The organism is Mycobacterium gordonae (assembly GCF_001417955.2).
Lineage (GTDB): Bacteria > Actinomycetota > Actinomycetes > Mycobacteriales > Mycobacteriaceae > Mycobacterium > Mycobacterium gordonae_B.
Genome location: NZ_LKTM01000096.1, coordinates 1 through 4,653 on the forward strand (window position 1 = coordinate 1; position 4,653 = coordinate 4,653).

Annotated in this window: 3 protein-coding genes and 1 pseudogene; 1 reads left to right on the forward strand and 3 read right to left on the reverse strand. The window is 64.7% G+C overall.

What is annotated here, in order from left to right; genetic code table 11:
- Positions 1-71 precede the first annotated feature (71 nt).
- A pseudogene (locus tag AO501_RS10215) lies at positions 72-701 on the reverse strand (helix-turn-helix domain-containing protein); the annotation flags it as partial.
- Between the two features lie 1,031 nt (positions 702-1,732).
- A complete protein-coding gene (locus AO501_RS10225) occupies positions 1,733-2,947 on the reverse strand; it encodes an MFS transporter (RefSeq protein WP_055577608.1) in 1,215 nt (404 codons plus the stop codon).
- A 365-nt stretch (positions 2,948-3,312) separates the two neighbouring features.
- Between AO501_RS10225 and AO501_RS10230 the strand changes: the two genes are divergently transcribed.
- On the forward strand, positions 3,313-3,831 hold the full coding sequence (locus AO501_RS10230) for a heavy metal-responsive transcriptional regulator (RefSeq protein WP_063892847.1): 519 nt from the start codon (positions 3,313-3,315) through the stop codon (positions 3,829-3,831).
- A gap of 42 nt (positions 3,832-3,873) precedes the next feature.
- Here AO501_RS10230 and AO501_RS10235 read toward each other — a convergent pair whose 3' ends face one another.
- The gene (locus AO501_RS10235) at positions 3,874-4,491 is read right to left on the reverse strand and encodes a recombinase family protein (protein ID WP_055577609.1); all 618 of its coding nucleotides are present in this window, start codon (positions 4,489-4,491) and stop codon (positions 3,874-3,876) included.
- Positions 4,492-4,653 lie beyond the last annotated feature (162 nt).

Consider the following 4,653-nt stretch of genomic DNA (forward strand, 5'->3'; position numbering starts at 1 on the left):
CGAGACGCTAACCCACAACACCGAAAAAGAGTGTCTACCAGTGGTTAAGCGTGTCGTAGTTCAGTCAACGGGTAGTGAGAGGCGAAACGCACGTAATCCGGAGTCGGCACAACAACATTGGCGACCACACCACCCTTGAGGCAGCCCATCCGATCGGCCAGGATCTTGGCCGGCACCCCGCCGATGGCCTCGAGGGCCTCGGCGATCATCGCCAACGTGGTGGAGGCCTTCTGGTCGGCGGCAAACCGCACGAACCGCCACCGTGAATAGGCCAGGACCGCGCAGAACACCAACAACCCCGGTGCGGCTTGAGCCCAGTCCATCACCAGATAGTCACCCGGTGACCACACCGCCGGACGCCGCTGATGCCGGTTCTGTCTGCGCCACAACACTTTCTGCTCCGCCACCAGCCGACGGAAGTTCCGTGCTGAGCCGCCATATCCGGCCGCGCGGGCCACCAGCAACAGCCGCTTCGCCGAGATCCTGCCGTTCGACTTGTCCACTCGCGCGGCGACCAGATCGGTGAAGGCGTCGAGATTGCGTGGCCGCCGCTCCCGCGGCGGCGGACCACCGCCCTCGGCCCGTTCGATGACCCGTTTGACCGTTTTGTGGGTAGTCCCGCACAGCTCGGCCGCGCCACGATACGTGCCGACCTGGTGATACGCCGAAATGATGTTCATACGCTCCCTTGCAGACTTCAATAGAGCTCCCTGGGCGGTGTGGTGGCAGTTGGCGCTATCACCGTCACCGCCCAGGCCCTCAGCTCCCGGAAAAGACACGACGAGCCCGCAAAGGAGTGGGGACTTCTACTTGGCCACCAGTGGGGACTTCCTACTGGCCACAGATGGGGACTTTCTCATGGCCATTCACATCGCGGTTTGCCATCTGGGGAGTTCTTCTCGTCGTGCCGCCGTTTGGCAGCGCGGTCCGCGAGTGTCACGCGAGTCACGCGAGTGTTGGCACGCCGCAAGGGGTTGGCCGATGGAGCCCACAGAAGGGGCGACTAACAACCCAACCCTGCGACCCAACGAGAGACACCGCCATGACTGCCCGGCACATCTACGTCGACGAGACCAAAGAGCGCGGCTACGTCCTGGTTGCCAGCATCCACATCGCCAGCCGTGCCTGATGCCATCGCTTGGTGCTGGGCACGTGGAGGCCACTGGAAACGGCGGATCGAACCGGTCATCACCGCGGTTAGACAGGTCTAACGCCAACGGATGCGCGAAACCCGGCCCGCCCACCGTCCGGAAGGCTGCCGGGTTCACTTCCTGAAGCTCAGCGCAACAGGCAACCCTGATCATACCGCTGTCGCACAACAGCGCACGACATCACACGACATCGCCCGATCGGTTCCGTGGGGGCTGGTCACCACCGTCAACCGACCCAGCGGCAAGACCACCTCACGCAAACGACCGATACCCACGAACGGCGATCGCCGACACATGATGCGACCCCGTATCGATCAGGTCTGACTTCACGGTTTCGAACTGTTCCCGATAACGAAGGTTTTTGGGACAGCGCACTTGAAGCGTCTTTTCAGAAAACACGCGCTCTCATTGGTCGGCACAGACGCCTCCTTGATCAACCAGATATGAGTGATCCCACGATATTTGTGCCGCCACCGACATCTATCGACGGGTGGTTCTGGTCGCGAAATCGGACGCCGTTTCATCGCGTATCTCGACAGCACGTAGGTGTTGGGGCACGTTCGTGTTCGTGAAATATGACGTCACCGCGGGTCTTTGGCGGACGGCGTGGGTTGTGGTGTCTCACTGGCGAAGAAGTGCAGGGCGATGACCGCGGCGAGTGCCGCCCCGGTTCCGAACGCGGCCAGTGCTGCGGTGAACCCGGTGGCGAGCAGCGCTTGGAAGAGGAGGCTTCCGGCGCCGAAGCCGATGAACAGGGTGCAGACGTTGAGGCCCATCGCCTGGCCGCGTTGGGCGGACAGCTGGGTGACGATCCCGGCCAGCAGCGGCTGGGTCAGGTCGTAGCCCAGCGACAGGATCCCGACAGCGAGCGCAGCCAGGATCAGCGGAACAGGGAGCGCGAGGAGCAGCGCGGCGGTGGCCGCGACGGCCAGACCGAGGGGGATGAGCCGGGCGCGCCCGTAGCGGTCGGCGAGACGGCCGATGGCAGGACCGAACAGGAAACCCGGCACGCCGTAGAGCAGCAACGCCAGGCCGATACCGACCAGCGTCAGACCGAAGCGCTGGCTGAAGTAGAGGCCCAGCCAGGTGTAGATGCCGGAGTGGATCACCGCGTTGATCAGGACATAGCCGTAGGTGCGGCGGGCACGCTGTTGGGTCAGCAGCGTGAGGTAGCCGCGCGCGATCGGTCCGACGCTTCGAGGCTGCGGCGTGGACCCACCCTGCAGCTGCGAGCGGCGAACCGTAAGTGCCACAAGCACGATCGCGGCGAGCGCGGCCGCCCCGAGAAACAGACCCTGCCAGCCGATCAGCGGTTCAAGTAGCGCCCCGGCACTGGAACCGAAGGCCATGCCGCCGGCCATCGCGCCGAACAGCCAGCCCAGCGCATGACCGCGCCGCTGGTAGGGGAACACATCACCGATCAGGGCCAGGGAGATCGGCACCACCCCGCTGGCGCCGAGCGCGGTCAGCAGGCGGAACGCGATAAACATGCCGGGGCCATCGGCTAGGGCGGTCAGCGCGGTGAGGACGACGAAAGCCGCAGCAGACCCCAGGATCACCACTTTCCGGCCGATCCGATCCGAGAGGGGACCCCATAACAGGGTCATCGCCCCGTAGGGCACGAGATAGGCGGGAATAGCGAGCCCAAGCACATCGGTAGAGCTTCGGAACTCGTGCGCCAGTTGCGGAATGAGTGGTGCCACCATGAACGCCTGAAAGAAAATCAGGAAGGTGGCGGCGGCCAACGTCCGCAGCAACCATTCCCGTGACCGCTGTGGTGGAGCTGGGGAAGACATCGCGTGCCTCCTTGATCAGATCGCTGGCCGTGCGTGCCGGCGGGTGCGGTGATCGTCCGACGTCGGTCGGTCCCCGGGCCGGCGGCAACCGGGGTGAGGTCACTGTGTGGGCCTCACCCCGGTGCGTTGGTGCCTAGCTGAGTTTCTCCATCGTCTGTCCGCAGCAGCAGGTCGGATTCTGCTGTCCCTGACAGTCCGGTGGGGCACTCTTAGTCACCGTCACCTCGCATCCGCATTCCGGCAGCGGGCAGCGATACACCTCGCCCTCACGAAATGGCATCATCGACCTCCTTGTGGTGTTGTTCCAGCTAGACGACAGTACGACCTGGCCCCGGGGGCCAGGTCAAGTTGACCAGGAGGGAATCGTGGCCTCGGACACTCTCACCGCCGGACAGGCCGCCTCCCGCGCCGGCGTCACGCGCAAGGCGCTGCGCTTGTACGAGGCGAAAGGCCTTGTGGACGAACCCCCGCGCACCCCGGCCGGCTACCGCCTCTACAGCGCCGACGACGTCGCCGTGCTCACCTTCATCCGTCAGGCCCGCACACTGGGCCTACGCCTGGATGACATCGCCGCCATCCTGGACATCCGCCGTCACGGCACGGCGCCATGCACGGCGGTACGCACGCTCATCGACACCCGCATTGACGAGATCGATACCGCGATCGCCGACCTGCGCGCCTTGCGCCGCAGTCTCGTCAGCACCCGAGATGCCCATCCAATCGACCGCGACGCCGCCATCGCGCCGGCAGCAGTATGCCCCATAGTCGAGCACACTACGGAAAGCTCACCACAGGTTTCCCGACCGATCGGGCTGACCGTGGGCGGTTCCATCCGGCCGACACGGCGTCAAGATGACGTCAAATTTGGCGATAAGCGATCTTGAAACCTCCCCAACACTGACGCCAGAATTCGCGATCAACTAGCGTCAGAATTCGCGATCAAAGCCAGACGGGTTTCGCCGTCCACCGCCACCGTCCTCGTCGGCTGCTGATAGATAGCGGTACGCGGTAGCCCGTCCGATCCCGAACGCGTCGGCGAGTTCGCGCACGGGCTCACCGGTCGCGGCCAATCGCCGCAACTGTTGTTGACGTTCTGGACTGAGCTTGGGCGGCTTGGTGGCCGGCAGACGCCGGGCACGTCGGGATTCGCGGGACGCAGTACGCCGCTCGCGCCCGAGCTCGAGTTCCAGCTCGGCCAGGGTGGCCATAATCGCTGCCACAGCCCGCCCTGTCGGGGTGGCTGTGTCGATCCCTTCTCGCAAGGCGCGCAACGTGATTCGACGATCACCAAGGTCGGCGATGGTCCGGGTGACCTCAGCCACGGAGCGCCCGAGCCGGTCAATCGCGGCCACGACCACGGTGTCGCCCGCGCGGGCGTAGTCAAGCATGGTAGCCAGCCCTGGCCGGGCAGTCTTCGCCGATCCGGAGAGCTTGTCAGTGAATACACGACCCGTGTCGACACCGACGGCGTCGAGCGCAGCGAGTTGGGCGTCGAGGTCCTGGCCGATGGTGCTGACCCGCGCATAGCCGAGTATCGCCGTCATCCCCCCACCGTCTCACTCCCTGCCAACGTCGAGGATCTGAGACACGCGCTGTGAGACAGGAAATGAGACGGCGCGACCAGCAGCTTGTGATTTTCAGAGGTAAGTGGCGGTGAATCTTCAGCGGTAAATGGCGTCACATAGTCGCGATGACCCGCGTGCGGT

What these genes read in the sequence shown, in the direction of transcription:
- AO501_RS10225 (WP_055577608.1), bottom strand. Translation starts at nt 2,947, where the DNA reads ATGTCTTCCCCAGCTCCACCACAGCGGTCACGGGAATGGTTGCTGCGG.
- AO501_RS10235 (WP_055577609.1), bottom strand. Translation starts at nt 4,491, where the DNA reads ATGACGGCGATACTCGGCTATGCGCGGGTCAGCACCATCGGCCAGGAC.